General features: G+C 36.4%; 25 protein-coding genes and 2 pseudogenes. 25 read left to right on the top strand and 2 right to left on the bottom strand.

The annotated features are described in order from the left end of the window. Positions 1–8 precede the first annotated feature (8 nt). From BMX84_RS01390 to BMX84_RS01495, 22 genes and pseudogenes are all read left to right on the top strand, one after another. Positions 9–1,865, top strand: a complete 1,857-nt coding sequence (locus BMX84_RS01390) for a polysaccharide biosynthesis protein (RefSeq protein WP_091486361.1) — start codon at positions 9–11, stop codon at positions 1,863–1,865. A gap of 95 nt (positions 1,866–1,960) precedes the next feature. Beyond that, complete coding sequence (locus BMX84_RS01395) at positions 1,961–3,085, top strand: DegT/DnrJ/EryC1/StrS family aminotransferase (protein WP_091486363.1); 1,125 nt, start codon at positions 1,961–1,963, stop codon at positions 3,083–3,085. A gap of 1 nt (position 3,086) precedes the next feature. Continuing rightward, the gene (locus BMX84_RS01400) at positions 3,087–3,737 is read left to right on the top strand and encodes a sugar transferase (protein WP_143058651.1); all 651 of its coding nucleotides are present in this window, start codon (positions 3,087–3,089) and stop codon (positions 3,735–3,737) included. A 26-nt stretch (positions 3,738–3,763) separates the two neighbouring features. Beyond that, entirely contained in the window at positions 3,764–4,387 is a 624-nt protein-coding gene (locus BMX84_RS01405) for an acetyltransferase (RefSeq protein ID WP_091486366.1), read from the top strand. Between the two features lie 18 nt (positions 4,388–4,405). After that, complete coding sequence (locus BMX84_RS01410) at positions 4,406–5,572, top strand: glycosyltransferase (protein ID WP_091486368.1); 1,167 nt, start codon at positions 4,406–4,408, stop codon at positions 5,570–5,572. A 107-nt stretch (positions 5,573–5,679) separates the two neighbouring features. Next, positions 5,680–6,465, top strand: a complete 786-nt coding sequence (locus tag BMX84_RS01415; RefSeq protein WP_091486371.1) for a glycosyltransferase family A protein — start codon at positions 5,680–5,682, stop codon at positions 6,463–6,465. A 156-nt stretch (positions 6,466–6,621) separates the two neighbouring features. Beyond that, complete coding sequence (locus BMX84_RS01420; RefSeq protein WP_091486373.1) at positions 6,622–7,941, top strand: IS1380 family transposase; 1,320 nt, start codon at positions 6,622–6,624, stop codon at positions 7,939–7,941. A gap of 350 nt (positions 7,942–8,291) precedes the next feature. Continuing rightward, a pseudogene (locus BMX84_RS12825) lies at positions 8,292–9,252 on the top strand (IS30 family transposase). Between the two features lie 260 nt (positions 9,253–9,512). Continuing rightward, positions 9,513–10,712: a CDP-glycerol glycerophosphotransferase family protein gene (locus BMX84_RS01430; protein ID WP_091486376.1), complete on the top strand. Its 1,200-nt coding sequence runs from the start codon at positions 9,513–9,515 to the stop codon at positions 10,710–10,712. A 107-nt stretch (positions 10,713–10,819) separates the two neighbouring features. Then, positions 10,820–11,884 (top strand): EpsG family protein, encoded by a 1,065-nt coding sequence (locus BMX84_RS01435; RefSeq protein WP_091486378.1) that lies wholly within the window; start codon positions 10,820–10,822, stop codon positions 11,882–11,884. Positions 11,885–12,108: 224 nt separating this feature from the next. After that, positions 12,109–13,548 carry a lipopolysaccharide biosynthesis protein gene (locus BMX84_RS01440; RefSeq protein WP_091486381.1) on the top strand — a complete coding sequence of 480 codons (1,440 nt, stop codon included), beginning with the start codon at positions 12,109–12,111 and terminating at the stop codon, positions 13,546–13,548. Between the two features lie 23 nt (positions 13,549–13,571). After that, positions 13,572–14,489: a glycosyltransferase gene (locus tag BMX84_RS01445; RefSeq protein ID WP_091486383.1), complete on the top strand. Its 918-nt coding sequence runs from the start codon at positions 13,572–13,574 to the stop codon at positions 14,487–14,489. Positions 14,490–14,527: 38 nt separating this feature from the next. Next, entirely contained in the window at positions 14,528–15,421 is an 894-nt protein-coding gene (gene rfbA, locus BMX84_RS01450) for a glucose-1-phosphate thymidylyltransferase RfbA (RefSeq protein WP_091486386.1), read from the top strand. Next, a complete protein-coding gene (gene rfbC, locus BMX84_RS01455; RefSeq protein WP_091486389.1) occupies positions 15,418–15,984 on the top strand; it encodes a dTDP-4-dehydrorhamnose 3,5-epimerase in 567 nt (188 codons plus the stop codon). Before rfbA ends, rfbC begins: the two co-directional genes overlap by 4 nt. Next, positions 15,981–16,961: a dTDP-glucose 4,6-dehydratase gene (rfbB, locus tag BMX84_RS01460; protein WP_091486392.1), complete on the top strand. Its 981-nt coding sequence runs from the start codon at positions 15,981–15,983 to the stop codon at positions 16,959–16,961. The genes rfbC and rfbB overlap by 4 nt, the downstream gene beginning before the upstream one ends. A gap of 83 nt (positions 16,962–17,044) precedes the next feature. Beyond that, positions 17,045–17,896 (top strand): dTDP-4-dehydrorhamnose reductase, encoded by an 852-nt coding sequence (gene rfbD / locus BMX84_RS01465; RefSeq protein ID WP_091486394.1) that lies wholly within the window; start codon positions 17,045–17,047, stop codon positions 17,894–17,896. A gap of 107 nt (positions 17,897–18,003) precedes the next feature. After that, entirely contained in the window at positions 18,004–18,558 is a 555-nt protein-coding gene (gene kwaA, locus BMX84_RS01470) for an anti-phage protein KwaA (protein WP_091486397.1), read from the top strand. A gap of 3 nt (positions 18,559–18,561) precedes the next feature. Continuing rightward, positions 18,562–19,530 carry an anti-phage protein KwaB gene (gene kwaB / locus BMX84_RS01475; protein WP_091486399.1) on the top strand — a complete coding sequence of 323 codons (969 nt, stop codon included), beginning with the start codon at positions 18,562–18,564 and terminating at the stop codon, positions 19,528–19,530. A 214-nt stretch (positions 19,531–19,744) separates the two neighbouring features. Next, positions 19,745–21,063: pseudogene (locus BMX84_RS01480) on the top strand (IS1380 family transposase). Between the two features lie 290 nt (positions 21,064–21,353). After that, positions 21,354–21,707: a hypothetical protein gene (locus BMX84_RS01485; protein ID WP_143058652.1), complete on the top strand. Its 354-nt coding sequence runs from the start codon at positions 21,354–21,356 to the stop codon at positions 21,705–21,707. Then, the gene (locus BMX84_RS01490; RefSeq protein ID WP_091486405.1) at positions 21,708–22,439 is read left to right on the top strand and encodes a plasmid pRiA4b ORF-3 family protein; all 732 of its coding nucleotides are present in this window, start codon (positions 21,708–21,710) and stop codon (positions 22,437–22,439) included. Positions 22,440–22,458: 19 nt separating this feature from the next. Then, the gene (locus tag BMX84_RS01495; protein ID WP_246119082.1) at positions 22,459–22,758 is read left to right on the top strand and encodes a hypothetical protein; all 300 of its coding nucleotides are present in this window, start codon (positions 22,459–22,461) and stop codon (positions 22,756–22,758) included. A gap of 134 nt (positions 22,759–22,892) precedes the next feature. Here BMX84_RS01495 and BMX84_RS01500 read toward each other — a convergent pair whose 3' ends face one another. After that, complete coding sequence (locus BMX84_RS01500) at positions 22,893–23,261, bottom strand: hypothetical protein (RefSeq protein ID WP_091486410.1); 369 nt, start codon at positions 23,259–23,261, stop codon at positions 22,893–22,895. A 187-nt stretch (positions 23,262–23,448) separates the two neighbouring features. On the opposite strand from BMX84_RS01500, the gene pgaC reads away from it, so the two are divergent. Genes pgaC through BMX84_RS01515 form a run of 3 tightly spaced genes read left to right on the top strand, consistent with a single transcriptional unit; the run spans position 23,449 to position 25,983 of the window. After that, the gene (pgaC, locus tag BMX84_RS01505; RefSeq protein ID WP_091486413.1) at positions 23,449–24,708 is read left to right on the top strand and encodes a poly-beta-1,6-N-acetyl-D-glucosamine synthase; all 1,260 of its coding nucleotides are present in this window, start codon (positions 23,449–23,451) and stop codon (positions 24,706–24,708) included. 35 nt (positions 24,709–24,743) lie between these two features. Then, a complete protein-coding gene (gene pgaD, locus BMX84_RS01510) occupies positions 24,744–25,118 on the top strand; it encodes a poly-beta-1,6-N-acetyl-D-glucosamine biosynthesis protein PgaD (RefSeq protein WP_091486417.1) in 375 nt (124 codons plus the stop codon). Then, on the top strand, positions 25,111–25,983 hold the full coding sequence (locus BMX84_RS01515) for a polysaccharide deacetylase family protein (RefSeq protein WP_177165423.1): 873 nt from the start codon (positions 25,111–25,113) through the stop codon (positions 25,981–25,983). The genes pgaD and BMX84_RS01515 overlap by 8 nt, the downstream gene beginning before the upstream one ends. 251 nt (positions 25,984–26,234) lie before the next feature. On the opposite strand, the gene BMX84_RS01520 is transcribed toward BMX84_RS01515, so the two are convergent. Then, positions 26,235–26,660, bottom strand: coding sequence for an NUDIX hydrolase (locus tag BMX84_RS01520; RefSeq protein WP_091486423.1), 426 nt, complete (start codon positions 26,658–26,660; stop codon positions 26,235–26,237). Positions 26,661–26,891: the final 231 nt, after the last annotated feature.

Consider the following 26,891-nt stretch of genomic DNA (forward strand, 5'->3'; position numbering starts at 1 on the left):
AAACAGACATGAATCGGACAATGAAACGCATCACATTAATCACACTGGACTTGACGGTCTTTTATCTGACGGCTCTCTTTTCCTATTTGTTCCTGAGTCCGCTCGTTGGCCTGGATGCACAGCCGATGGTCACGTCCCTGCTGGTAAGCACAGGGGTCTACATAGCACTATCTTTTTACTTTAGACTTTTTGATAAAATCAACCGCTATACTAGTATCAAAGAAACGATCGTGCATGCCTTAGTCGTGACCTTTGCCTTTGTGGTCAGTGATATCGTCACGATGCTCTTTGCACCGCTCAGCATGCGTTTCCTCTTCTTGTGGTATCTTCTAGCAGTCATGATCATCCCGGCAAGCCGTGTCGGTTGGCGGATCATTATGGAACACCGTATGAAGAAAGAAAAGCTGAATGGAAATAAAGACGTCACGAAACTTCGTACCTTGATTGTCGGTGCGGGCGAGGGCGGCGGACTTTTCATCCGAAACCTTCAGCACGATCCGGCTATTGAATTCGTTGGTATTGTGGACGACGACGACAATAAGAAAAATACCACCGTATTCGGCGTGCCGGTACTTGGGAAGACTAAAGATATCGAAAAACTGATCGATACCTATGATGTCGACCAGGTGACGATCGCTATCCCGTCAATTTCTTCTAAAAACTTAGAACGTATCGTCTCTTATTGTAACGAGACAGACATCAAAGTAAACCAGATGCCCTCAGTGGAAGATATGGTTCAAGGCACGTATGAAGTCAATGAATTCAAAGAGATCGATGTCACCGACTTACTTGGTCGTGACGAAGTGAAACTGGATATGGAAAAAATCGCGACCCAGCTATCCGGTCAAACGATTCTCGTTTCTGGAGCTGGCGGATCGATCGGTTCGGAAATTTGCCGTCAAATTATTCGTTTCTCACCTAAGCGAATCCTTTTATTAGGACACGGAGAAAATTCCATCTACTTGATCAACCGAGAACTGAAGCCTTTCGCGGATAAGAACGAGATCGATCTAGTTCCTGTTATCGCAGACATTCAGGACCGTGACCGTATTTTTAAAATCATGGCTCAGTACAAACCGGACCGCGTCTATCATGCGGCCGCGCACAAGCATGTCCCTCTGATGGAGTATAATCCAACAGAGGCCGTTAAGAACAACGTTTACGGAACGAAGAATATGGCTGAAGGGGCTAAGGCAGCCGGCGTCCAGAGTTTTGTTATGGTTTCAACGGACAAGGCCGTTAACCCGCCGAACGTCATGGGCGCAACGAAACGAATTGCAGAAATGATCGTGACTGGACTGAATGAAGAAGGTAAAACCAACTTCGTAGCTGTACGTTTCGGTAACGTCCTAGGCAGTCGTGGTAGTGTGATCCCCGTCTTCAAAGATCAGATCAAAAAAGGCGGTCCGATAACAGTCACAGACTTCCGTATGACCCGTTACTTCATGACGATCCCAGAAGCCAGCCGTTTAGTGCTCCAAGCAGGATCATTAGCTCGTGGAGGAGAAATCTTCGTCTTAGACATGGGTGAACCCGTCAAAATCGTTGATTTAGCAAAGCAGATGATTCAACTCAGTGGAGCGAAGAATAAAGACATCAAGATCACGGAATCGGGTATCCGTCCCGGTGAGAAACTTTATGAAGAACTTTTAAGTAAGAGCGAGAACACGAGAAAACAAGTCTATGAGAAAATATTTATTGGTAAAGTCACTAATACACCGCTTAATGATGTTCTGAATTTTGTTAGACGATTAGAACGACTTTCTGACGAAGAACTGAAAGAACAGCTAGTGGCGTTCGCTAATAATAAGATCAAACTTGAAGAACCAGAAACAAACGAAGAAACTGAAATGGTCTATGCGTAAGGGTAATGGCTTTGACTACGCTAAGTAGTTGGGGCCATTCTATACATAGTGATATAGATAATAGTAAAACACATACTTAAGGCAGGGTGACGAATATGACAGCAGAAAATAAAAAAATCTGGTTAGCTTCTCCACATATGAGTAAAGAAGGCTACGAGCAGCAATATGTGCAAGAAGCTTTTGATACGAACTGGGTTGCACCATTAGGACCCAATGTAAATAAATTTGAAAATGAGCTGGCTGAAAAAGTAGGTTCTAAACATGCAGCAGCACTTATTTCTGGCACAGGCGCTATTCATTTAGCATTAAAAGCAGCGGGCGTAGGAGAAGGAGATATCGTTTTATGTCCAACCCTTACATTTTCTGCGTCTGCCAATCCAATCATTTATCAGAATGCTACACCAGTATTCATTGATAGTAATTATGAAACATGGAACATGGATACTAATGCTTTGAAAGAAGCTTTTGAAAAATACGGTGAGCGCGTTAAAGCTGTAATCGTGGTTCATTTATATGGATTTTCTGCAGATATGGATAAGATCATGGAGATTTGCGATCAGCATAATGTTCCAGTCATAGAGGACGCTGCGGAATCTCTAGGGGCTTATTACAAAGGCAAACACACAGGAACGTTCGGAAAGTATGGAATATTTTCATTCAACGGAAATAAAATCATTACAACATCCGGGGGCGGCATGCTGGTCTCTGATGATGAAGAAAAAATTGATAAGGTAAGATTCTGGTCGACTCAATCGCGAGATACAGCGAGACATTACCAGCACAGTGAACTTGGCTTTAATTACCGCATGAGTAATGTGGTAGCCGGAATCGGTAGAGGTCAGCTGAAAGTACTTGACCGTAGAGTGGCTAAAAAGAAGTACATCTTTGATTATTACAAAAAAGAGTTAGGTGACTTAGATGGTGTAGAGTTTATGCCTGTCAATGACTGGAATGAACCTAACTTTTGGTTAAGTGTCATGACTTTAAATGGTGAAGTCAGACCTATAGATGTCATGGAAGCACTTGAAAAAGAAAACATTGAATCCAGACCCGTATGGAAACCGATGCACATGCAACCGTTCTTTGAAGAGTATGATTATGTTGGATCAGACGTAAGTGAAAAGCTTTATGAGGATGGTGTCTGCTTACCTTCAGATACTAAAATGACAGATGAAGATCTCGAGAGAATTTGTGAGATCATTAAGGGATTGTGGATGTAATATGGGAGAAAATATCAAAGTGAACAAAGGCGTATATAGGAAATTTATAAAAAGACCGATGGATTTAATTTTATCTTTAGCTTCAGTAACGGCTTTATCTCCTGTATTACTAGTTGTAGCTATATTAGTAAGAGTTAAACTAGGCAGTCCTGTACTATTTAAACAAAAAAGGCCTGGCCTCAATGAGAAGATTTTTACAATGTATAAATTTAGAACCATGACCGATGAAACAGACGAGAAGGGTGACTTATTACCGGATTCTGTAAGAATGACAAGTTTTGGTAAAACACTCAGAGCAACATCACTAGATGAACTTCCAGAGTTGTTCAATATAATAAAAGGTGACATGAGCATTGTAGGGCCAAGACCCTTACTGATTCAATATTTGGAGCTTTATAATAATCATCAAAAGAGGCGGCATGAGGTGAGACCTGGTTTGTCTGGCCATGCCCAAGTGAACGGCCGCAATGAAATAAGCTGGGAAGAGAAATTCAAGTTAGATGTTGAGTATGTCGATAACGTTAGTTTCATTGACGATTGTCGGATCATTCGATTAACTTTAAAAAAAGTCTTTGTTAAAGAGGGGATCAGTTCAGATACTTCTGTTACAATGGAAAAGTTTGAAGGCACTGATGAAGCATATAATAACTAGTTGTTTAGGAAGGACGTTTACCGATAATGAAAAATAAACTATTGATTATTGGTGCAAGCGGGCACGGAAAAGTTATCGCAGACATTGCATTGAAACTAAATAGATGGACGAGCATTGCATTTCTAGATGATGATGCGACAAAGAATATGTCTATGGGACTGAACGTCATTGGTAAGACAAAAGATGCTTTAAAGTATAAGGATATAGCTGATTTTTTCGTAGCTATCGGAGATAATGCAACAAGAAAAAAGGTTCAAGAAATGTTAGTCAAAGAAGGGTTATCGATAGCCACACTCATTCATCCAAATGCCTCAATTGGTACGGATGTTGAGATTGAAATAGGTTCTGCAGTGATGGCGGGCGTAGTGATTAATAGCTCAACGCGTATAGGTAAAGGATGTATCATCAATACAAGTTCCAACATCGATCACGATAATATAATCGAGGAATTTGTACACATTTCTCCCAGAGTAAGTCTCGCTGGTACTGTAAAAGTGGGCAAGAATAATTGGATAGGTACAGGTAGTGTAGTGAGCAATAATATTTCAATCTGCTCTGGCTGTCAAATCGGAGCGGGAGCATTAGTTATAAATGATATTACAGAGCCTGGAACGTATTTTGGTGTGCCAGCAAAGAGAATCAATCTTTAAATATGAGGAGAATAGTGAATGAACTTGTTTTTTAAACTATTATTTTATATTAGTGCCTTTATAATTTATTGGGCAATGATAGGATACCAATCATCATTAAAATACATTGGTAAGATTTATAAATCCAGAAAGCTACAGAAAGATTATAATCATCAACCGAAAGTTACAGTTATGGTTGTAGCTCATAATGAAGAAAAAGTAATACTAGAAAAACTTCATAATATCATAGAACTTGATTACCCTAAAGAGAAGATTGAATTTTTAATATCATCAGATAATAGCACTGATAAAACTAATGAAATTGTAAAGAATTTTATAGCCAGTCATTCTGAATATAATATAAGACTTTATGAAGTTAAAGCCCGTATGGGGAAAACTAATGCACAGAATGAAGCACAAAAAACAGTAGTGACCGAGTATCTTGTGATGACAGATGCAAATTCAATGATGGATACGAATGCAGTTAAAGAGTTGATGGCTGCTTTTACATCGGATGATATTGTATATGTTTCTGGACAGCTTTCAATTGTGAATCAGAAAGCAAGTGACGTAAGTAACGCTGAAGCAAATTACTGGGATAGTGATTTAGCAGCAAGAGAAATTGAAGGAAGAATACAAACCATTACAGCTGGTAATGGAGCTTTATATGCATGTAGAACAAAAGACTACTATGACTTCAATCCTATTCAATGCCACGATAGTGCAATGCCTCCGTTGTATGCACTTGAAGGTAAAAGAGCAATAGCGAACCATGATGCAATCGCTTATGAGAAGGCTGGAGAAGTTATAGAAGATGAATTCGGTCGAAAAGTAAGAATGAACCGGATTATTCTTAAGCATATTATACCTGACATCAGGATACTGAATGTATTCAAGTATGGTTGGTTTTCTTACTTTTATTTTGGACACAGAACTTGTAGATATTTGCTTTGGATATCACATCTTTTGATTTTAGTATCAAGTGCTCTGCTGATTAGGGAATCGTGGATATATTCAGTTGCATTTTTAGGGCAAACTCTGTTTTATTTACTAGCACTATTACGTGCAGTTACAAAATCACAAAACAAATATTTAACTTTGATTTACTATTATACAGTTACAATAATTGCTCAGTGGGTTGGAGTCTATCGAATATTAACTGGTAAATCCAAACCTTTTTGGGAAAAAGCTGAGAGTACTCGTTGAAGCTTCTTATACTTTAATTATATTTAAATTTTATAATACTAGTATGTATAATAGAAGAAACAAGTTAATACAATGATTTTGGGATAGTAAGAAAGGAGTTTCACTGTATGAACATGCAAGTACTCTTATCTACAATGAATCAAAGAAACTATAATTTACTTAATGAGATGAAGATAAGTTCCGATACGATTGTTGTGAATCAAACTAACGGTAATCAAATCGATGAATTCGATTATCAAGGAAATTACATTAAGTGGATAAACGTTACAGGTAAAGGATTAAGTAAAAGTAGAAACATAGCTTTATATAATTCATTTAGTGAAATTTGTTTACTAGCAGATGATGATTTAGAGTACGTCGATAATTATTCAGAGCTAATTAAGATCCAATTTGAATCACATGCAGAGGCTGATGTTTTAGTTTTTCAAGTAGAAGGAATTGAAAAAAAATTCAAGAAGTATTCTAGTAATTCTAAAAACATAAATTTTTTTAATAGTATGAAAGTCTCGTCAGTTGAGATAGCGTTTAAAAGAAAGAGTATTATCGAGAAAAATATAACATTTAACGAGCTTTTTGGTGCCGGAGCTATCTATTCTATGGGGGAAGAAAACATTTTCTTAATAGAATGTCTAAAAAAAGGATTAAAGATTAAATATGTTCCTATAAAAATAGCAGATTTACACATTGAAAACTCTTCCTGGTTTGAAGGATTTAATAAGGACTACTTTATTAGCAGAGGTGCTTCATTTGCTGCAATGGGTAAGAAGATTTCAGTGTTATTAGTTATTCAATTTGCTATAAGAAAAAGAAGTAAATTTAATAAACATATGAATTTATTTAATTCGATTAAGTATATGCTAAGAGGAAGAAGAGAATATTTTAAAAACTTTTAATAACCTGAACAATTCATACTTTTCGTTGAAACATGTGCCAACTGCTTAACGGCAGCTTAAATTTACTTTTTCATTTTCACCTGTTAAGTGATGAAAAAAGAACCCCATTCTGATATGGTAAAGGTGTCTAAACCAACCATACAAGGAGTTCTCTTCATGATTAGCTTACACAAAAACCAGGTAAAATTCAATTCAAACATCATCATTTCGCATACAGGTGGTCGTTTATCGAGTGATTCGGGTTTAGTCTTAGTTAAAGAAGTAATGGATACCTTCAAGTTTTCTGATTTGGCAAAATCACTTCTGGACATTAAAGATAACCGTGCTTACTACACGCATGATAATTTAGCGATATTAGAACAGCTCATTATGCAACTGATTGCTGGTTATTCTGCAGACTCGTCAGCTAATCTGTTACGACAGGATCCAGTCTTTCAAATGGTGTTAGGCAGAAAACAATTAGCCTCACAATCGTTAATTTCACGGTTTCTGGATCGTTTCACCACGGAAAATGTGGGTCAATTACAATCATTAAATCAGTCGCTCATTGATAAAGCGCGTTTGATTCGCAATGACACCGAGTTAATCATTGATCTCGATTCCACTCATTCAGATACCTTTGGCCATCAAGAACAAACAGATTATAATGCACATTATCAAACCTACGGCTACCACCCATTAGTTACCTTTGACGGACTGACTGGAGATTTCTTAAAAGCTGAACTGCGTTCAGGTAATCAGTACACATCTAAAGGGGTGAAAGCCTTTATCGACCCATTGTTACACCACTACAATGAATCCATACCGAATACTGACATATTGGTTCGTGGGGACAGCGGCTTCGCAACACCAGAGGTGTATGAGTCTTGTGAAGAAAATGAAAGTCAGTATGTGATCCGATTAAAGAACAATCGGAGGTTAAGTCAATTAGCTGAGCAATCCGTTCTTTACGGGGATAACCAAAAATGGGAAGATCGGGAAGTTCAGTATTTTTCAATGCCTTATCAAGCACAATCATGGTCGAAACCCCGTCGTGTCTGTATTCGATCAATCCGTGAAGCAGGAGAACTCCTCTTTCAACACGCATTCATTGTGACCAATCTGTCAGATAACGTATCGCCTCAAGTTATATTTTCTCTTTACGGCAAGCGAGGGACAATGGAGAATTTCATCAAAGAAGCGAAAGGTGGCTTTTATTTCGATAAAACAGATAGTCCACGCTTCTTAGAAAATCATGTCAGAATGATGATTAGTCTGCTTGCATACAACCTCATCAACTGTCTAAAGACTATCGGCTTTGATAAAAAGAACCAAGGGATGACTATTCATTCCATCCGACTAACATTCCTTAAAGTCGCTGGCAAACTTGTGCAAACAGGCAGACGAGCCTATCTAAAATTGTCGAGTTATCATGTGTATCAAACTGAATTCTATAGGGTCTTCGAGCGCCTACGGCGATCCAGTCAATGGATTTAAATCAGTTATCACGTTATTTTTTTGAATCAATCGTCTACAAGGGAGAAGTATGCCTTCAAACAAACAAGAGAATCGTAAGAAGGTTCATTTAGTTAAAATCTACTTCGAGAACGCACTATTTTGTAGAAAAATTCCCAATTTTTCCAAGAACGATTAATTTATTCAAGAAACCAGCTTAAATTATAGAGCTATGAATTATTCAGGAATAACTTTTAATAATCTTCTATAAAGTCGAATAACACTGGATTTTATAGTGAAGTTAGCCACCAAGGCTAACACAAAAAAACACCATATGAATTTCATGTTATATTGAAGTTACCACTAACTCTCAATAGACAGGATGAATTCACATGACGCACTCTAACGATACCACATTAGCACATAAAGGAAAACACTTATCATGTGCTTAGAAGGTTCAAATTGCTGTGTTAAAGAAGGAAGACTACTCCAACAGGCGTATTGCTGATGTCATCGGGCGAGTCCCTCAGACCATCAATAACGAAATCCAGCGCGGAACCGTTACTCAACTAAGACGTCAAAAACAAAACGGTAAGATCTACGATTATTATGACGATGTATACGATGCTTCTCAAGCCGCCTATGATAAACATCGATTAAACTGTGGCCGGCGGCCAAAATGGGCGTCTACAGGTGCTTTCATAGAATGGGCTGACGATAAAATGCTAAATGATAAATGGTCCCCTGATCGGTGGTCGGTTATGCTTAGAGACATGAATTGTTCGATGCTCCCATTATCCGTTGTAGAACCACGCTTTATGGCTGGATAGATAGAGGAATTATGAGAACGAAAACCATTGATTTACTGGAAAAGTTATTTCGGAAATCAATGGTTTCTGGCTAAAAGAAACGGCCGATGCTATTTTTCTCACTTTGGCTGAATGACAGATCAGATTTGAAATCATCTTAAAAGTAAATGGAAATGATTAGGAATCGGTTAATCAGGCGATTCGTGACCTAAAAAAACGATCAGGTCATACATTCTCTATACTATTTAAAACGATAACGTCTGATAATGGTTCTGTGTTTGCAGGACTTTATGAGCCCTTAAAGGATACTTTAGACATCTATTTTAGGCAGCCCTATGCATCGTTTGAACGGCAAACAAGTGAGAACCAGCATAAATTCATTCGTCGTTTCATTTCCAAAGGGAAGCCGATTGGTCGAGTCTCAGAAGCACAATGCTTACGTATATAACGATGGATGAATGATTATCCTAGAAAAATATTGAATTACAGAACGCCACATGAAAGCTACGTCAATGCTCTACGATCAGAGGTTCAAGCCGCTTAACCCGTGAGGGCTTGACAACGAGTCTCCTTTGACATGAATTGAAAGCTGTGAAGCTGGCCTAGGACAGCTTGTCAAAAAAATATCATACTTCAGCTTATTATCAAGCCCTCACTTTATGGATTGATAATTGCAAAATATCTCATGAAATATATTTTTACAGATGGCTTACTTAAACTTGAAATTTACATAATAATTTTTTAGTATTAACATTTATTTTTTTTAGGTTAAACAAGTAAAACTTTTTAATGGAGGAATAGATAATGCATAAAATCATAATGAAAATTTGCTTTATTAAATATAGTATTCAATATTTCTTAAACTTATATTTAGCTCTGCTTGTTTTTAATATTGTTTACAAAGGTAAAACTCTCAAAGGTTCAATCAGTATGGGAAGTTCAAGCGGGAAATTTTGTGATGAAAATATTCTAGAATTACTTAAGTATTTACAAAATAATAATGAATATGTTAACTATATAATCGATAAAGACAGTCCAGATTATTATAAGATTAATAAAGTTACTCCACCATTAAAACGTTTTTCTTTTAATGCGAATTTAAAAATATTCAGGTCAGAAATTATTATATATGATACATCATATATTGATCTTATACGATGTAATAGTAAATATATAAAACATATAAAGAAAATAAATATTTTCCATGGTATTCATGGATTGAAAAAGGTCTCTGTTCAAAATGCTAATAAAAGAGTAAAGAATGATAATTATATAATAGCATCATCTGATTATGAAGCTAAAATAAAAGAGAGTTGGGGATTCTCAAAGGATAAAATATTTGTAACTGGCTTGCCAAGGTTCGATAATTTAGAGAGAGCAAAAAAAAATAATAAAACAGAGAATATTATATTTTTCATGCCTACATGGAGACCTTGGTTTAAGAGAGGTTTTTTAAATCCTTCGGACAAGGAGTTAAATGAATTTAAAAATTCTAACTACTACAAAAACATTTTGAAAGTTGCTTCTAGTAAAGCTATCAATGAGTATTTAAAAGAACATAATTTCATTCTAGAAATTTATGTTCATAAGTTAATGAATAAGTATCTTAACAACGTAAGCGGACTTAATAATATGAGTAATATTCACTTTTTAGATGACGGTACCAATATTCAGAATTGTATTATAAATTCTAAAATTTTGATTACTGATTATTCAAGTATATTCTTTGATTTTCTTTATCTTGAAAAACCAATAATATTATTTCAATTTGATAAAAATAAATATTACAGATCGATACCTGGTTCTTATATTAGTGACGAGGAAGTTAGTGAACTTACAGTCTTTAATGCCGACGAATTATTTACAAAGATAAAAATGCACATTAAAACGCAATATGACCCATTTAATATTCAATCAAATAGATTATCATCAAGATATATTAAATTTAAAGATGGAAATAATTGTTATAGAGTCTATGATATGATAAAGAAAATTAAAGATTAAAAGTTCAATTAAGCTATAATTTTAAATGGTGGTTCAGTCAATAAGTTTATGTTAGAAGTTACTATAAATTATTAAGTGTTTTCTAGAAGTGGAGTGTTGTAAATAGTATGGCTATATATATTGGAAGTTTAATTTTAGTACTAATAAAACCTTTTCTACTGAAAGTATCTAGAATCAAGAAATCTAAATTAATTTATGTAGTTATTGTAGGATTTATTTTATTTTTCATCTCTGCTGTCAGAGATATACAAGTGGGTACAGATCTACCTGTTTATGTAACAAGATTTAATTTAATTTCTAATACTTCTGGTTTCGATCTAAGTTATTTTAATGAAAGATGGGGATTTGAATATGGTTTTCTATACTTAAATAAAGCATTATCTTTAATTGGTGGTGGTGAAAGGTTTTTTATTATATTTACTAGCGGCTTTATTATTTCATCATTTACTATTTTTATATATAAATATTCAAAAATACCTTGGTTGAGTTTCTATTTATTTATAGTTTTATATTTTTTTGGTACATCATTAAATTTAATTCGAATGTTCATAGCAATATCTATATGTCTCACTAGTATAAATTATTTAAATCACAATAATTTATATAAATTCTCTTTAGTTGTTACCTTTGCCTCTCTCTTCCATACCACTGCTATAGTTTTCTTTATATTATATCCCTTGTCTAAGATAAAATTAAATACAAAATATCTTATCTTAGTATCAGGTTTAATTCTTACATTAGGTCTACTAGGAAGTAGAATTATTAATATAGTTTTAAATGTTTTTGGTTATCAACAATACCTTTCTTACGTGGGATCAGGAGATGGTATTACCATGCTTATTCTTTTAGTTAGTATAATTTTACTTACATTAATTTTAAAGAAAACAAATAATCTAACAGAAGATAATGGCCTAAATTTATTACTGCAAATGTTAATTCTAGCAGTTGGCTTTAATGTATTGTCGTTACAACTGACATTTGCAGCCAGAGTAATGTGGTATTTTAAAACGGCATTACTGATATTAATACCTAATGTAATAGCAAATCTAAAATCTAATGATATAAAAGGAATAGGATTATTTTTAGTTATAATTTCACCTCTGATTTACTTTAATATTATGTCAAGTGCAGATACTGCAGGCATTGTTCCTTATATTTTTATGTGGGAATAGCCTATTACTTTTGAAAAAATTAGTTAGTAATAGACTAATTTTTGTTATCACTTTTTTTAGATTTATTAATTTATTATAACGAAAAGTTGCAATTGAAGAGTTAGCAATTCAGACTATAGGAATAGCAGTGCTCATAAATAGTGAAATAAACTTAGCCTTATTAAAGTATTAAAGTTAAAATGTAAAAGTAATATCAACTAAATAAGTATTGAAGGAATTGACAAATGAAAATCAATAATCAAACTACATCTATTAAAGAAGCTACAATAATAAATTTTCTAGGAAAGTATACTCATGTTATTATCCAGATTATATATGGAGCAATATTATCTAGGATACTTGGTCCAGAGGACTTCGGAATAGTAGCTGTTGTTACTGTATTTACTTCACTCTTTACTCTCATAGCGAACATGGGGATAGGACCTGCTATTATTCAAAATACTGATATAAATGATAATGATATAAATAGTCTTTTTTCAGTGACCATATATATAGGATTAATTATGTCTCTATTCTTTGCATTTTTTTCAGGTCCAATTTCAATATTTTACTCCAATACTGTATATATTCCTATTGGAATTTTATTAAGTTTTTCGTTATTCTTTAATACATTAAATATTGTACCTAATGCAGTTTTGTTGAAAAATCACAAATTTAGAACTGTAAATTTAAGATTAGTCATAGTGTCAATTAGTTCTGCTATTTTAACTATAGCGCTAGCTTTAGTAGGATTTAAATATTATGCTTTAGTACTTCATTCTATATTGGTATCTCTCTTTACATTTATCTGGAATATGGTTACTGTTAAACCTAAATTTACTAGATCGGATAATAGAAAGAGTTTTGACAAGATTAGAGATTTTTCTTCATATCAATTTGCATTCAGTATCATAAATTATTTATCTCGAAATATGGATAATTTGTTGATTGGCAGATTTTTAGGTAACGAAGCTTTAGGATTTTACGACAAGTCATATAGACTAATGTTATATCCAGTACAAAACTTGACACATGTAATTACCCCGGTACTACATCCAATATTATCATTACATCAAGATGATAAAGAGTACATATTCGTGAGATATATTAGAGTAGTCAAATTACTTTCGTTAATAGCTGTTTTTGTAACTGCTTATTCTTTTTTTTCTAGCGAAGAAATAATTATACTATTATATGGAAATCAATGGTATGAATCTATTGGTAGTTTTAGGATATTAGCGCTATCCATATGGGCTCAAATGGTCACTTCAAGTACTGGAGCAATCTTTCAAAGTATTGGGGATACTAAGCTTTTATTTAGAACCGGATCGTATTCTGCAGTGTTGATAGTCTCTTCAATATTTTTAGGTGTTTTTATAGGTGATATAAATACTGTAGCGATAACTGTTACTATAGCATATAATCTGAATTTTTTTATGTCTTTCTATATGTTGGTAGTTAAAGGATTTGGGAAACGCTCATTCACTAACTTCATACAATTGTTTATACCAGATATCTTTGTTTTTTTCCTTGTCTTTTTTTCATTATTTTTAACTAATAAGTTGGAATTTGATAATTTGTTATTGTCAGCAATTATCAAGTTACTGTTTGGCGTAATATCATATATAACTGCTATAGTAATTACAAAGCAGCATAAATATTTACTACCTTTTTTTAAAAAATAGAAAAGTATTTTAGGAGAGATTTTATGAAATATTGTTTTATTATACTTCATTTTTTAGAAGGCGCTATTAAAGATACCATTGAGTGCGTAGAATCAATCGAGAATAATATAAAAAGTGAAAATTATTCAATAATAATTATTGACAATGGCTCTAAAGATGAAAGTAGTAATATCTTAAATGAAAAGTTTAAAAATAGTACATCTATTGATGTGATTACGTCAGAAAATAATTTAGGTTTCGCTAAAGGTAATAACCTTGGAGCGAGCTATGCAAAAAATAAATATAATCCAGAATTTTTAATAGCGTTGAATAATGACACGATAATAAATCAATCGAATTTTCTTAAATTAATTGATGAAGAATATAATAATAGCAGTTTCTCAATTTTAGGCCCATATATATATGATGCCAACAACATTCCACAAAATCCAATGCAATTTAAACCTATAGAATCTGCTAATGACATCGAAAATAAAATTAATAAAAATAAAGAAATTCTAAAAAAAATTCAGGAACCAAATCTAATATGGAAATTAAAAAGAAGCATAAAATTATTCATGCGTAAATATCCAATTTTTAATAGTCAAATTCTTTTATACAAAATGAATAGAGCGCCGGTACTTTATGACCCTGACAATGAGCATACAAATGTACCTCTACATGGTTCAGCATTGATTTTTTCAAAAAAATATTTTTCAAATAAGGATTATATATTTTATCCGTACACCTTTTTATATGTTGAAGAAGAAATATTATTTTACTTATGTAATAGAGATAATCATTGTATTAGATACCAACCGAAAATTAAAATTCATCATAAAGAGGATGTATCTACAGACATCAAATATGAGAACGATAGAGAAAAAATAATATTTACGCGTACTCATCAAATTAACTCATATAGGGTATTTTGGGAACTTGTAAGTGACGATTATCGATAAATACATGTTATTATAATAAAATATAAAAGGAGTTGCTTATGAAAGGAATTATTCTAGCAGGAGGAAGCGGAACTCGTTTGTATCCTCTTACAAAGTCTGTGTCAAAACAACTGATGCCAATTTATGATAAGCCAATGATATATTATCCAATGTCAACTTTGATGTTAGCTGGTATAAGAGATATATTAATCATATCTACTCCAGAAGATACCCCTCGATTTGAACAACTTTTTGGTAACGGGTCAGAAATAGGGTTAAAATTATCTTATGCCGTTCAAGAAGAACCAAATGGGTTAGCTGAGGCATTTATTATTGGAGAAGATTTCATTGGTGACGATTCGGTCTGTATGATTTTAGGAGACAACATTTATTATGGTGGAGGACTTTCTAAGATGTTACAGCGCGCAGCTGCTAAACCATCAGGAGCTACAGTCTTTGGGTATCACGTTAATGATCCTGAACGTTTTGGTGTCGTCGAATTTGACACTGAAATGAGGGCTCTCTCGATCGAAGAAAAACCTTTAAATCCTAAGAGTAACTATGCTGTAACGGGATTGTACTTTTATGATAATAAAGTCGTAGATATCGCAAAAAATATTGAACCTTCCCATAGAGGAGAGCTCGAAATTACTGATATAAATCAAGAGTACTTAGAAATGGGAGAACTTGATGTTGAAGTCATGGGACGTGGATACGCGTGGCTGGACACCGGTACACATGAATCATTACTGGAAGCAGGCACATTTATTGAAACCATTGAAAAAAGACAGAGTCTTAAAGTGGCCTGTTTAGAAGAAATAGCTTTTCGAATGGGATATATTACGCATAATCAGCTTGTTGATTTAGCTCAACCCTTAAAGAAAAATGGATATGGACAATACTTACTGCGCATTGCTGAGGAAAGTGTAATGGAAGGAGTACTTGATAAATGAAAATTATAAAGACAAACCTTCAAGACGTTGTTATGGTTGAGACAGATGTTCATGGGGATCATCGCGGCTTCTTCACAGAAAGCTATACAAAGGAAAAGTTTCATGAAGCAGGCATAACAAATGACTTTATTCAAGATAATCATTCGTTATCTGTTGAACCTGGCGTTTTACGTGGTATGCATTATCAACGTAATCCTAAAGCTCAAACTAAACTAGTGCGTGTCACTTCGGGTGCTATCTATGACGTGTTAGTTGACATGAGAAAAGGTTCGCCTACTTACGGTAAATGGGAAGGGTATATCCTTAGTGAGTATAACCATCGTCAACTACTAGTACCTAAAGGATTCGCACATGGATTCTGTACCATTACAGGTAATGTAAATGTTCAGTATAAAGTAGATGAATCCTACTCACCTGAACATGATGCGGGTATTGCTTTCGATGATCCAGATATTGGTATCGAATGGCCAATGACTAACGTGATTCTTTCTGGTAAAGATGAAAAACATCCTCGACTGAATGATGCTGTACACGATTTTGTATGGGAAGGAGATAGCCAATGAATATATTAGTTACAGGTGGGGCAGGCTTTATTGGCAGCAACTTCGTACATTATATCCTGGAAAACCATCCAGAAGATAAAGTCGTAAACTTGGATTTACTTACATATGCAGGGAATATTCATAATCTTGATGATGTTATGGATAATTCAAATCATATATTTGTAGAAGGAAATATCACGAATTCAGAACTCGTCCGTCATTTGGTGAAAATACACGAGATTACTCACTTTGTCAATTTTGCTGCAGAATCTCATGTGGACCGCAGTATCTTAAATCCTGAGATTTTTGTCGAGACAAATATTCAAGGCACATTATCCTTATTGAACGTTGCCAAGGAAATGGGTATTGAGAAATACCTTCAAGTCTCAACGGATGAAGTATACGGCTCACTAGGCCCAGAAGGTTACTTTACTGAAGATACACCACTAGCCCCAAACAGTCCTTATTCCGCCAGTAAGACTGGAGCAGACTTGCTCGTTCGTTCCTACTACGAGACATATGGCATGAATGTCAATATAACACGTTGTTCAAACAACTACGGACCCTATCATTTCCCTGAGAAACTGATTCCCTTAATGATCACGAATGCCATGGATGGAAAGAAATTACCGATTTACGGTGACGGAAAAAATATTCGTGACTGGTTACACGTCAAAGATCATTGTCAGGCGATAAACTTAGTTCTGCGTAAGGGCAAAAAGGGCGAAGTATATAATGTGGGTGGACACAATGAGCGCACCAATAACCAAATCGTCAATATAATCGTTGATAAGCTGGGTGTTTCAAAAGACCTTATCACTTATGTCGAGGACCGTTTGGGACATGATAAGCGCTACGCCATTGATCCAACCAAACTTGAAACTGAACTCGGATGGAAACCTGAATACACATTTGATACCGGGATTGAAGAAACGATCGAATGGTATCAGAATAATGAAGATTGGTGGCGTCCTTTGAAGGAACGCGCTGAGCTATAAAAAATTAAAAATCTGAATGAGACTTGCTACAAAAAGCAGGTCTTTTTCCATATACCAGAGCAACTATTATAGGAGGATTTAAAATGAAAGCATTGGTCACAGGAGCAAAAGGACAATTAGGAACTGAATTAACGAAGTTATTGGAAGAACGAGGCACGGATTATATTGGCATTGATTACCAAGACCTAGACATAACTGATGCAGAAGCTGTAATGGATCACTTTTCTGAAGCACAGCCTACAGTAGTCTATCATTGTGCAGCCTATACAGCAGTAGATAAAGCGGAAGACGAAGGCAAGCAAGCCAACTGGAATGTGAACGTTGACGGGACGAAAAATGTAGCCAGAGCTGCTAAAGCAATAAATGCATCACTAGTCTATATCAGTACAGATTATGTATTTGATGGAACAAATACAAATGAATATCAAGTCGACGATGAAACCAACCCGCAAAACGAATACGGACGTGCAAAATTAGCAGGTGAAAAAGCTGTTCAAGAAGAAATGTCCAACTATTATATCGTTCGTACGTCTTGGGTATTTGGAGAGTATGGTCATAATTTCGTATATACAATGAAACGACTTGCCGAAACGCATCCAAAATTGACAGTCGTAGACGATCAGTATGGACGTCCAACGTGGACACGCACTCTAGCAGAATTCATTACTCATTTAGTGGATAAAGAAGCAGCTTTTGGTATTTATCACCTATCCAACGATGACTCATGCTCCTGGTACGAATTTGCCAAAGAAATTTTAAAAGATGAAGATATCGAAATAGTTCCAGTAGATTCAACTCAATTTCCTCAAAAAGCAACAAGACCTAAGCATTCCATAATGGACTTAAGTAAAGCAAAAGCGACAGGGTTTGAGATACCGACATGGCAGGAAGCGTTAATGAAGTTTAAAAATACTATAGAATTTAAAAGTAAATAGTTATATATTTTTTGATTTCAAAAACACAGTAAGTAGGTTTATGAGGACTTCGATATTGACTAAGTAAGTCCTTTCCAAGTTGAAATAACTAATTAGGAGGAGATTTAATGAAAATGAAAGAAACAATCATGAAATTTTGCTTTTATTTGATTTCACTATCGCCGTTATTTCTTTTGTTAATAGTGCTTGAAACAGATTTGAAAGCAAGCTTCAGAGATAATTCTTTTTCAATATTCTCCTCCTTGGTATTATTAATATCAATAATTGCTTTATTGTATTTAAACGACTTAAGAAGGGATGGAAAGAATTTACCATTAACTATTACGAAAGTGACTGACATTAACTATGAACATCTTACATTTCTTGCAACCTATATAATTCCTTTAGTGGCAATACCTCTTGAAACATTGAGAGAGAAAACTGTTTTTATTATATTATTAGTATTTATGGGTGCCATCTTTGTAAGGACTAATATTTTTTATTCAAATCCTTCACTAGCCATTTTAGGTTTTAATGTTTATCAGTTTACTGACTCATCTGGAGCCTATAGTGAAAGCATCATAATAGTACGAGGTAATATAAAAGTTAATGATAAAGTGAAATGTTTAAAATTATCTAGTAATATTTACTTTGGAAAAAAACTTAAAAAAAGGAGCCAATAAAAGATGTCAGCTTTTGATGAAACACTAAATCTAATTAATGGAGATGTTGGTCTTAAACTATTTTTCTTAATGAAGTCTGAAAATAGTGAGAATATTATTAAATTTGCTAATTTGGAAGATGGTGACAGTGATAATAATACAACTTCTGAATTGCTAGAAAAATATATTGAATTATTAAATAACAGACTTGTTGAAGTATCCGAAACAGATATAATAAAGTTATCATCAGCAGACGATAGAGTGGATGCAGTCTATGAATATGATTTAGAGGAAGTGCCGGAACTTTTCGCTAAAATGAGAGAGACACCGATTTCATCAGAAGATGAGCATCAAGTGTTTAACCATAGAGAGGATGAGTTTTCGAGTATAAAAGGACTTATTATAGTAATAGGAAATGTTGAAGAAAACATTATATTATTTAAGCAGAATTATCCAATTAGCCTATTGAAAAGAGATAATTTCGCTATTTTTCCGGTTCCTCATCATAATAGGTTGGAGAGATTTAAAAAAGATATTTTAAAAGTTGACATAAATTTTCATTTTATGTTTGTCAATGAAAAATTTTATATTTTCGATCTCATCAAATTGGAGAAGTTGACTGGATTTGACGGTATAATAAAAAAAGAAGCACTTAAAGGTCTAGAAGCTATCGAAAGATTTAATCTAATACAAGATATAGAGCCTTTAAAAGATGAAATCGAGGATATAACTTTTGCTAGAAAACTAACAAAAATATATAAAGATCCTAAAGTTATTGGAAAAGTCTCAAGAAAGAAGATTATAGATTTTGTTAATAAGCATAAGTTTTTTGAAGAACATCCAATTAAAATAAACAAAGAAAGTGAGCAATTAGTAATAGACACAAAAGTATCCAAAAATGCATTACTGAAATTGCTAAATGATGATCTGTTATATTCGGAATTGACTACGTTCGAATATGAGTCAGTAGCAAAAAACGATGTAATAAAATAATTAAATTAGCTTAAGCGAATATTAAAAAAATACTTTAAATCCTGATTTATTCATACTTATTTGTCAGAACTAGCATTTATCCCGTATTAATACCGTTTACCACTCTATTCATTGTTCACCCGTTGGGTGAAGTAAAAAAGATACAAAAAGAGCACACTCTGTGATATTGTAAAGTCAACCAAAACCCAAATACCAAAAAGAGGTGTGCTCTTATATGGAAACTTTACAAGAAAAATCGCTGAAATTCAACTCAAATATGATTGTTTCAAACGATGGAGGACAATTGTCCAATGATGCCGGACTTCTTTTACTTTTTGAGTTTTTACACAAGATTAAGTTTGATGAGATGCTTAAGGAGTTCTTTCATTTAAATGATTCTCGTGCCTATTGTATTCATGAGTACGAAGAAATATTGAAGCAACTAATCGTACAACTCATCGCCGGTTATCCACAAGATTCCGCTGCGAACCGTCTACGCCTAGATCCTATTCTAAAGCAAGGGCTTGGAAAAGATCAGCTCGCTTCTCAATCCATGATTTCTCGCTTTATTCATGAACTGACTGAAGAAAATGTGGCTCAATTCCAACAAATCGCCAAAGGCTTGACAGATGATTGGATCCACCATACGAACACACAACACATGGTGATTGATATCGATTCTACGCACTCGGACACCTTTGGCCATCAAGAACACACAGATTTCAACACGCATTACGGTACCAATGGGTACCATCCTTTAGTCGCTTTTGACGGATTAACTGGATTGTTTTTAGATGCCCGCCTTCGTCCTGGAAATGTCTATACGTCCAATGCGGCAGAAGACTTTTTAGCCGCTATTATCCGTCAGCACAAGAAACATTCTTGTGAGATGTTTCTGACTGTTCGTGGAGACAGTGGCTTTGCCAAACCAGAGATCTATTCCCTTTGTGAAGAAGAACAAGTCAAGTATGTGATTCGGTTGAAGTGAATCATAAACTGAAAGATCTCGCACATCACCGCGTGCATTATGGAGAAACCACGGACTTCACTAAGGACGAACACCAATATTTTATTATGGACTATCAAGCAGGTAGTTGGGATATTTCCCGAGAAGTCGCTGTAAAAGCGACTCGTGAAGCTGGAAACCTTCTGTTTACTAAGTATGAGTTTATTGTCACTAACTTTCATGGACTCTCTGCCGAAACTGTATTTAAGCTGTATCAAAAGCGTGGTACGATGGAAAATTGTATCAAAGAAATCAAGAATGGGTTTTCCTTTGATAAGACCGACAGCTCGACTTATGTGGCGAATCAAGCTCGAATGATGATGAGTTGTATCGCCTACAATTTGGTCCATCTCATGAAAGAAGCGACCTTTCCAAAGGAAATGAAACGGTCGACCATTTCAACAATTCGTTTCAAACTCTTTCATATTGCAGGAAGGCTAACGAGTCATGCCAGGCAACTAAGAGTTCGTTTAGCATCATCTCACGTATTTGATTCCCTCTTTTGGGAAGTGCTTGAGAATATTCAATCGCTTGTCCTCTTGCATTAGCTTTTTGAATGAGTCAGACGTCTTTTTTTAAGTAGTGTAAAACCAAGGGGGTGGTATACCCTTTTTTTGGGCGAGCCTATCATAATCTGCCTGAACCGACTTTATTCGAGCCAGTCAAGACAACAAAAATACTCAAATGAACGAAAATAGTCAGTGAAATAGTTATCCACAGATAGCTATGAATTATTCAGGATTATGATGAAAGGGGCAAAGAAGTCACAGAGTTTATTGGAATTAATGATGACTACTTCTTTAACCTTGATGTATTGATAGATGATAGCTTTGATTCTTTGTTGAAATCTAAAGAACACAAACCTTACTATGTCCCGGACAAAGAGGAAATTAAAAGATATGCAAGCCGAGATTATTTCGTGGAAGATGAAGAGTTCATTGAGCTGAGAAAGTTTATCAGGAACAAGTATTGGAACAAGAAGAAAGCAGATCGACTTACCCTGGAGATTCAGATATTAAGCAAGAACATTGATGCGAAGGACAGAATGGATAACTTCTTCGATAGACATAGATTGAAATTATCGAACAATGAGTTGAAAGAACTTAAAGTGCTGATACAGAATCTGATGGACAATACTAGGTTATGTGAGAATAACGGATTTACGCCAAGAGAAATGAACGAGGAGAGTTAAATGAAATCATATATAATCAAAATACAACTTGAAGAATCAAATCCATTAATTTGGAGAAGGGTCATCATGCCAGCTGGCGCTACATACAGAAGGCTTCATGATGTCATTCAGAATGTGACGAATTTTCAAAGTGGGTATCCAGGGGGAGGTTATCATCTCTATGAGTTTGATCTTCCTAAAGAGAAGAGAATCGTCACTGATAATGAAGAGGCGTATATGGAGCATCAGCATTACATAAAGAACAAGAAGTATTATGAAGAACGACTGGAATCAATGCCTGCCAATATGATTCAGTTTGAAAAGAATCATCAGGAGCGATTAAAAATAGAGGTCAGAAAGCCTACCGGACTGAAGATTGATGATTACCTGGAAAAGTATAAAGAGATCCGATACAACTATGACTTTGGGGATGATTGGTGGTTTACCATTAAACTTGAAGAAATCGTTGATGATTATTACTTCGGATACCCAACACTGCTTGATGGGGCAGAGACGGCTCCGCCGGAAGATGTCGGTGGCATCCATGGGTTTTATGAATTCCTTGAAGCTTACCGCAATCCAAAGCATCCAGAGCATAAGGACATGAAGGCTTGGGCTGATTCACAATATTTCAAGGAGTACGATTCTGATTGGATTAATGAGAGACTCAAAGGGCTTGATTACAAGAAAACCGAGTGGGACAAGATTAATCATGAGAACTACAGAGTGATTGAGGATAAGTATAGGAAGTGAAATGAAAGGGGATGGCCAATTGAAGTATTCAGAAATAGCTGTAAAGAAAATGCTGAAAGCTGGAGACTTGAGTCTCGAAGAACAGATCAAGTTTAACATCTTGAACTTCATCAGGACAATCCATTTTAATGAACTGGACTTTATTGAATCATCCTTCGGGTCCGAGTTCTTTGGTGAGCTGCCCATGACTTTTAGGAAAAAACCAGGTCAGGTGTTTGGGCTGATCACTGCCACCATCAATGGTGAAGTACGGAAGTATGTCTTTAACGACAAAGGGTATGAGCCTATAGAGGAGCTGCTCAATTTAACTGAAAAATAGAGAAAACTCGTCAAGCGTAGATGCCTGGCGGGACTTTGTTATTTTTGGAAGAAGAGTTCTTCGTAGCCGTCACGAATAAGGCATAGTACACTTAGTTCAATATCTATGTGCCGCGGATTGTATCTTTCAATCATTTATTGGCCTATCACTCGGATATTGGTTAAGATAGAGTACTTAGTTACTTTACCTTGAAATACTGCTAATCTACCTAGTCGAAATAGAAATTCTTGATATGTCCGACCTGAACCTATAGAATGCTTTTCTAATTCGCTTGTAAACTTAAAATCAATATGCCAAGCTTCTTTTCCTTTAATTGCTACGATATCCCCCAGCGATCCATGAGGTTGCTTTTCAACTGTATAACCATTTTGGATTAATGTTGGAGTAATACGAGATATTGCTTCCTCTTCAAGCTTTCTAGCTCTTTCGATTAACTCAGTTCTGTCTGCAGCATTGAAGCTGTTTGTATTAAGAATATTGGGCGAGGTATAGTCTTGGTCCAAATCTCTGTAGTAGCTTGTCGAAACTTCTAATGTTGACTAACAGATGTTGTTGAAACTTCCATACTTTTTGTGTATAATTGAACTAACACATGTTATATTAATAAATTAATTATGTATACACTATAGTTTATAATGTACGGACAGGAGAATTCTCCTGTCTTTTTTCTACATAGGACGGAGAGAAGGAATGAGTATGGCACATTTGATCGAAGGGGTTTGGCTGTTTATTTTTTGGTATCCGCTGGTGATGTCTTTGGTGTGGATCGCGGGTTCGCATATTTTCCGTAACCGAAGAGAACCGAAAGCAGTCAGCGAGTGGGAAGGGATAGACTGGCCTTTGGTCAGTATCTTGATCCCGTGTTACAACGAAGCGGAGACGATCGAAGAAACGATTGCTTATATGGATAAGCTCGCCTACCCGCATAAAGAGATCATTGCGGTCAATGATGGCAGCAGTGACCAGACCGGTGAGATCCTACATAGATTAGCTAAAGACTATGCAGACCTTCGGATCATTGATGTTAAAGAAAACCGCGGGAAAGCCACAGCGTTGAAACTGGCTAGCTTTGCATCCAAAGCCGAATATCTTGTGTGTGTCGACTCGGATGCTGTCCTGGACGACTACGCGGTCCACTACCTGATCGCCAACTTTATAACGAGCGGGGAACGCCTTGGTGCCGTGACCGGCAACCCACGGATCAGAAACCGGGATACCTTGCTGGCAAAGCTCCAGATCGTGGAATATGCGTCGATCATCGGGGCGATCAAGCGGGCCCAGCGGGTGTTCGGCAAGGTCATGACGGTGTCAGGGGTCGTGGTCGCTTTTCGTAAAAAAGCTTTGGTCGATGTCGGTTTGTGGGATACGGATATGATCACGGAAGATATTTCAGTTTCCTGGAAGCTCCAGCAACGGTTCTGGGATATCCGCTACGAAACGCGGGCATTATGCTGGATGCTGGTCCCTGAGACCTTGAGCGGTTTATGGAGACAGCGCGTCAGATGGGCTCAGGGCGGGCAGGAAGTGATTCTAAGGCACTGGAAAGTCATGCTGAACTGGTGTCACCGCCGTATTTGGCCGATTTATATCGAACAGTGGCTGAGTCTATTGTGGTCGTATAGCTGGGTCGTGATGATCGGTTATGTTTCAATAACGGCTGACACAATCCAGGACGCGTTGATCTGGTTCAATTTCTCGGCCTTTTTCCTAGTCATGTTGGCACTGATCCAGCTCTTGTCGTCGATCTTTATAGACAGCAGGCAGGACAGTGTCTGGCGCTATTTCTTTTTCGGTTCCTGGTATCCATTCGTCTACTGGATCGTGAATACCTTGATCGTGATTGTGGCTTTCCCTAAAGCTATTTTAAGTCGGATAAGAGGAGGGGATGCCGTATGGACCAGTCCGGACCGCGGCGCGCGCAAAGAGAGCGAAACAAACAATTCATTATAAAGTCGCACCGAACTTGGTGGCGAGAAGGGGTAGTGGTGCTATTTTCACTGCTGGTCTGGGTGTACTGCCTGTCGGTGGTCTATTTCTTTATCGATGCCCTGTTTGGTCTCGACCACCGCTATCCGGCACTCTTTCGTATCGTTTTTAAAATGACGAGTCTTGACGTCCGGCTATTTACCTTCTGGATCGTGCTTTTGTTCCTGGTCATCTATGTGAGCCTGCTGGGGTGGAGCGTCTACAATAAACGGCGCTTCGGCAGACTCAAGCGCCGGCGCTACCCGAAACCGGCCTCGAGAGAGGATATGCTGCAGCTTGAGATGCTTGACCCGGCAGTCTATGAAGAGCTTCAAGGGATGAAAGCCATCACGTTCGATCTGAACCCGATAAAAAAGGACGATGACTATGAATAAGAGAAACCGACTGACATACTTGACTGGTATATTGCTCGTTTTGTTGGCGGCCTGGTTCGTGCTGAGTAAAGGTCAGAACGAAAAGACAGCTGTCATGACGTTCCCAGAGCCGCTGGAAACGAATGGCTGCCTGGCGCTAAACTATCACCGGGTGCGCGACGGGCGGCTGTCGACGACGGTCATCGAGACCTTGACGCAAAGCGATGAGCTCCAGTATTATTCGGTCTATACCGATGAGTTCGACAGGCAGATGAGAACCCTTAAAGAGGAAGGCGCTTATTTTGCGACCCTTGAGGAAATCATGGCCTTTCAAGCAGAAGGGGCATTCCCCGACAAATGTGTCTGGGTCTCCTTTGACGATATCGACATCACGGTGTATGAGAACGCCTTTCCAATACTTGAACGTTATGACATCCCCTTCACCTTGTATGCCATCGCTAACCATGTGGGGAGCAGTAATTTCAACAACTTGAAAATGGCCAGCTGGACCCAGATCCAGGAAATGGTCGATTCAGGCTTGGCCAGTGTCGGCTCCCATACCTATGATATGCATTACCTGGTCGATGATGCTCCCGTCTTTTTTGATGACTCAAATCAGACGGCGTTCGCTGAAGACCTGGTTAAGAGCAAAGCGGTAATCGAAGCCGAGCTCGAAGGTGTTGAAGTCTTAGACTTTGCCTATCCTTATGGGAATGGGACCACAGAATTGGCGGAAGTCATCCAAGCAAGCGGTCTTCGCTCGGCGGTGATCTTAGCGCCTCGAATCATTGCCCCGGGCAACGCCCCTTACTGGCTGAACCGGATCCTAGTCGACGACGTGGTCTTTGATAATATCGTCTTACCCTGGGTAAAGGGAGACAGTTGAATTTTATAACAACAAATAATTCAAAAGGCCAGAACAGTATTTCTGTTTTGGCCTTTTGACGTATTAAAAAGTAGTGTAAGAGATGAATAGCTGGGTAATGGTGAGTCAAAGCGGCTCCTTAATATGTATTTTTTTCTTTCTATAAACAGCATGCCAGTGACCGATAAGCAACAGGCACAAGACTAGCGATATAACGACCTGGACTTCGAAGACCATTTTAAGCTACTAGATGTATGGTTCTAAAGAAGCTGCTAATCAGTAATATTAGGAAACAACTTATCTTTAGACATATATACTTGTTCGATCATGTGTCCGATGTTACCTTCGCCAGCATAAAGGGTTTTGTCAAAAAAGTCGTGATTTAAGTCTGACCAGTACAGTTCATTTTCATCTCCAGAAACAGTCACAGAACCGTTCACTCTGCCTACGTATGCTTCTATATAGATATTATACACATGGTAGGTGAAATCCATTAAATGGTGTAGTGTAACATCTATTTTTGATAGATTCGTTTCCTCGAAAAGTTCTCTATATGCTGCATCGATTCCAGCTTCCTCTTTCTCGATTTTGCCGCCGACTAAATTGCTCAATCCTTTATACGGATCTTTCAATCTCTTGCACATTAATAGTTGCGTCATATCTTTATTGTAAATCATTAATACATTATATCCCTGCATTTTATCATCCTTATTAAATAGTGTTATTTCTATACTATCATACACTATGCAACTGTCAAAGACAGTAAAACATGATTCTATGTAGAGTATCATTTTGGTATTACGTCAATATCTTGGACACGATTTAAGAGAATTCCTTAATGAAACATGGACCCGTTTTGAGGCCTCAAGGTTTCGGTAAACGTTCTAACCGCTGACGCTTTTTAGAACATTTACCGAAACCATGAGGAT

Origin of the sequence: Alkalibacterium putridalgicola (genome assembly GCF_900109825.1) — a bacterium.
GTDB lineage: Bacteria > Bacillota > Bacilli > Lactobacillales > Carnobacteriaceae_A > Alkalibacterium > Alkalibacterium putridalgicola.